This window comes from Nocardia sp. NPDC060220, assembly GCF_042727815.1.
Taxonomy (GTDB): Bacteria; Actinomycetota; Actinomycetes; order Mycobacteriales; family Mycobacteriaceae; genus Nocardia.
This window is the reverse complement of sequence record NZ_JBHWZY010000614.1, coordinates 1-4255: the sequence shown is the minus strand read 5'-3', so window position 1 is coordinate 4255 and position 4255 is coordinate 1. Positions and strand designations below refer to the sequence as shown.

The window sequence follows — 4255 nt, the reverse complement described above, 5'->3', positions numbered from 1 at the left end:
GCCTCATTCTGCCCGGAACGCCTCGGCAGGCGTGTCACGGCCCGGCCTCCGCGCGTCGGCGCCGGGTCCTGCCCGTCGAGCCGACAACCCGCTGAACCGTCCACATCATGCATCAATAGTGCATCAATTACTGTTAGCATGGAAGAACACCGACTACGCGAGGAGTTTCCTGTGCGCACCCGATTCGGCCCGTGGACCACCGCCTTGCTGATCGCCGCCGGCCTCACCGTGGCAGGCTCCGGCTCCGCGGCCGCCGAGCCACCCGCACCGGTGCCGAGCCTGGACCTCGACCGCTATCTCGGCGATTGGCATCAGCTCGCGGCAGTACCGCAGGTGTTCAACCTCAATTGCGCACGCGACACCTCCGCGAACTACAGCCTCGACGCGCGCGGCGACATCGCCGTCCACAATCGCTGCCACACCTGGAGTGGCGGCGTCGACGAGATCCGCGGTACCGCGACCGTGAACGACCCGGTCACGAACGCGCAACTGCACGTGAGATTTCCGGGCGTCATCGGCCAGGACGGGCGTGAGGGACCGACCAACTACCTGGTGACCGCACTCGGCCCGGACTACTCGTGGGCCCTGGTCACCTCGCCGAGCAGACTGTCGGGTTTCGTCCTCTCCCGCACCCCGGCCCTGGACGAGAGCACCTGGCAGCGGATCGACGAGGCGATCAGAATCGCGGGTCAGGACCCGTGCGTCTACCTCACCTCACCCACGACCGGCGGCCGCGAGGGTGTGCTGCCCCTCTGCGCACGATGAGCGTCGCGATCGCTCTGTTCACCCGCGACCTGCGCGTTCACGACAATCCGGTACTCACCGCGGCCGTTCGCGAAGCCGACCGGGTGGTACCGCTGTTCGTCGTCGACGAGGTACTGGTGCCCGATCGCTGCCCGCCCAACCGCGCGCACTTCCTCGCCGCCGCACTCGCCGAACTCGACAAGGAGCTGCGCTCGCTCGGCGGACCGCTCGTCGTGCGCCGCGGCATGGTGGCCGATGTCCTCGACCACGTGATCGAGGAGACCGGCGCCACGAGCGTGCACCTGGCCGAGGATGTCAGCCGCTACAGCAGGCAGCGCGAGCAGGCACTGCGCCGCAACCCCGACATCGTCGTGCACTGCCATTCCGGTTCCGTCACAGCCACCTCCGCCGAACTCGTCCCGTCGACCGGACGCGATCACTTCGCCGTCTTCACCCCCTATTTCCGGCGCTGGAGCGCGGCCCACCGCCGCACCCCGCTGCCCGCGCCCCGCTCGCTGTCGGTGCCGCCGATCCACAGCGAGCCGCTGCCGGAGCCGACGGATCTCGGTTCCGGGCAACCGTCGCCGCAATTGCGGGTCGGCGGGGAATCCACCGGACGTGCGCTGCTGCACGACTGGCTCGACGGCCCGATCACCGGCTATGCCCGTGACAACGACGATCTCGCCGCCGACGCCACCTCCCGGCTCTCGCCGTACCTCCACTTCGGGTGCGTGTCCCCCACCGAGGTGGTGCGCCGGGTCGATACGGCGACCGACGGCGGACTCGCCTTCGTCCGGCAACTGGCCTGGCGCGATTTCCACCATCAGGTGCTCGCCGCCCGTCCCGATGCCGCCTGGTCGGACTACCGCACGCGGGTGGCCGCGGGCCCCGACGACGAACAGGCCGTCGCGGCCTGGCGAGACGGGCGCACCGGCTACCCGATCGTCGACGCGGGTATGCGGCAGCTCCGTGCCGAAGGCTGGATGCCGGGGCGAGAACGGCTGATCGCGGCGAGCTTTCTCGCCAAATCACTGCGCCAGGACTGGCGGGTCGGCGCGGCCCACTTCCTGCGCTGGCTCGTCGACGCCGACCTCGCCAACAATCAGCTCAACTGGCAGTGGGTCGCGGGCACGGGCACCGACACCCGGCCCAACCGGGTCCTCAATCCGCTGCGCCAGGCCGAGCGCTACGACCCCGACGGCGTCTATGTGCGGCGGTGGCTGCCCGAGTTGGCGCACCTGCCCGGTGCGAGCATTCACCGACCGTGGCGCGCGGCCATCGACCCGGCGGACTATCCCGCGCCGATCATCGACTGCGTGGGCAGCTAGACCGATGAATTCCGGCTGCGGAGATCGTCTTTTCCACAGACGCAACCGCAGAGGAGTCGCCATGCCGCTTCATGGTCAGGGATCGCCCGAGCACACGGTCGCCGTCGGTGACGTCGACCTGTGTGTGAGCACCTTCGGGGACCGGCGCCATCCACCGGTGCTGCTGCCGAACACGTCGAGACTGTTCTGGGAGGACCGGTTCTGCGACCGGCTCGCCGACGCGGGCCGGTTCGTGCTGCGCTACGACATTCGCGATACCGGCCGGTCGACCGCCTCCGCGCCGGGCGCTCCCGACTACAGCCTCCGGGATCTGGTGACGGATCTCGTCGGGCTGATGGATGTCTTCGAACTTCCGCGAGCCCACCTGGTGGGTTTCTCGGTGGCCGGATGGATCTGTCAGCTCGCTGCCCTCGACCACCCCGATCGGGTATCCGCCCTGACGCTGATCAACACCCGTCCGACCGCCCCCGGCCCGGCGGACCCGGATCTGCCCGAGCACTCGGACCGGATCATGGCGTTCTTCACCGAGAGACCCCACCCGGACTGGTCCGACCGGGCGGCGGTGATCGACTACGGCGTGGAACAGGCCCGGGTACGCGCGGGCACACACGGATTCGACGAACTGCAGGCCCGCCGGCACGCGACCCACATGGTCGACCGCACCACCGACATGGCCTCCAGTGTGCTCAACCTGGCATATGTCGAGGCCGGCGACCGGTGGCGGGAACGTCTGGGCGAGATCGCCGTGCCGACCCTGGTCGCGCACGGCACCGATGACCCGTTCTTTCCGTACGGCAACGGAGAGGCCATGGCTCGCGAGATCCCCGGCGCCGATCTCCTCCCGCTGACCGGCATCGGCCACGAACTTCCCGACGTCACGTGGGATCGACTGCTCGCCGCCGTGCTGGTGCTCCACCCGGAATCGGTGGCCGAGGACGCCGTCGGACGAGGGTCGTCCGGTTCGACGCCCGGGCGCTAACACCGTGTCGGGAATATCGACGGCCACGGTCGGCAATCCGAACCGCCGAGCCAGCCGAACTCCGTTGCATCCAACATCTGCGCGGCACCTCGCCGCCTCGACGGAAGTGACGGAACCACCATGCGATCCTTGCCAAAAGCCCTCGTTGCGGCGATGCTCCTCGGCTCGGCACTCGGCCTCTCTGCCTGTTCCGACGACGATTCGAGCACCACGTCCGCGAGCTCCTCCGCGCCGATGACGTCGGCACCGATGACCACCGGCGCGTCCGCGGCCGCCGACCTCGTCGGGCCCGGTTGCGCGGCATATGCCGCCCAGGTTCCCAGTGGTCCCGGCTCGGTCAGCGGGATGGCCCAAGAGCCGGTCGCCGTCGCCGCGTCCAACAACCCGATGCTCACCACGTTGACCTCGGCGGTCTCGGGCAAACTCAATCCCGACGTCAATCTCGTCGACACCCTCAACGGTGGCCAGTTCACCGTCTTCGCGCCCGTCGACTCGGCGTTCGCGAAGATCGATCCGGCTACGATCGACTCGTTGAAGACCGACTCGGCTACGCTCACCTCGATCCTCACCTATCACGTGGTGCCGGGCCAGATCGCGCCGCAGAGCATCGCGGGCACGCACAAAACTGTCCAGGGCGCCGACGTGACGGTCAGCGGCTCGGGTGACACGTTGAAGGTCGGCGACGCGAACGTGATCTGCGGTGGCGTGCGCACCGCGAACGCCACCGTGTACATGATCGACAGCGTGCTCATGCCGCCCGCGGCGTGATGACGGCGACGGCGCTTTTCCCGGCGTCGCCGCGGAAATTTCCCGGCGGCGCCCATCCGAACCCGAAGGCAGGCCGAAATCCCTCTCATGCTGATGCAAGCAGGGACCCTCCGATGACGGCCCGGCGCGGCTCCGCACCGATCAACCTGCGATCGGTCACCGAGCCCGCTCCGGCCTGCCCGACGGGCGACCGCCGCGACCATGCCGTCCAACAGCAGCTGGTCGACCTGCTCGACGACGTCGCGGCAGGCGATCGGGCGGCGTTCGCCGAGTTCTACCGCGCCACGAGCCCGCGGGTGTTCGGGCTCGCGCTCCGCGTGGTGCGCAACCACGGCGCCGCCGAGGACATCGCTCAGGAGGTGGAAGGGTCCTGGGCCATGCAGCCCCTCGGTGATCTTTCGGTCACGCTCGTGGAGCGCCGCCTCGTCGATCTGGG

4 protein-coding genes and 1 pseudogene are annotated in these 4255 nt (G+C 69.2%); all 5 read left to right on the top strand.

Annotation, left to right across the window (positions count from 1 at the left end):
• The first annotated feature begins 171 nt into the window (after positions 1–171).
• Positions 172–765, top strand: a complete 594-nt coding sequence (locus tag ACFWF3_RS26320) for a lipocalin family protein (protein ID WP_379316002.1) — start codon at positions 172–174, stop codon at positions 763–765.
• On the top strand, positions 762–2072 hold the full coding sequence (locus ACFWF3_RS26315; RefSeq protein ID WP_379316000.1) for a cryptochrome/photolyase family protein: 1311 nt from the start codon (positions 762–764) through the stop codon (positions 2070–2072). Before ACFWF3_RS26320 ends, ACFWF3_RS26315 begins: the two co-directional genes overlap by 4 nt.
• Before the next feature lie 61 nt (positions 2073–2133).
• Positions 2134–3051 carry an alpha/beta fold hydrolase gene (locus ACFWF3_RS26310; RefSeq protein WP_379315998.1) on the top strand — a complete coding sequence of 306 codons (918 nt, stop codon included), beginning with the start codon at positions 2134–2136 and terminating at the stop codon, positions 3049–3051.
• Between the two features lie 120 nt (positions 3052–3171).
• Positions 3172–3819, top strand: a complete 648-nt coding sequence (locus ACFWF3_RS26305) for a fasciclin domain-containing protein (protein WP_378991992.1) — start codon at positions 3172–3174, stop codon at positions 3817–3819.
• Between the two features lie 113 nt (positions 3820–3932).
• Positions 3933–4255, top strand: a pseudogene (locus tag ACFWF3_RS26300) (RNA polymerase subunit sigma); the annotation flags it as partial.

Excerpts from the sequence above, each read along its gene's own strand:
- ACFWF3_RS26315 (WP_379316000.1), top strand. The coding sequence starts at position 762 with ATGAGCGTCGCGATCGCTCTGTTCACCCGCGACCTGCGCGTTCACGAC.
- ACFWF3_RS26310 (WP_379315998.1), top strand. The coding sequence starts at position 2,134 with ATGCCGCTTCATGGTCAGGGATCGCCCGAGCACACGGTCGCCGTCGGT.
- ACFWF3_RS26305 (WP_378991992.1), top strand. The coding sequence starts at position 3,172 with ATGCGATCCTTGCCAAAAGCCCTCGTTGCGGCGATGCTCCTCGGCTCG.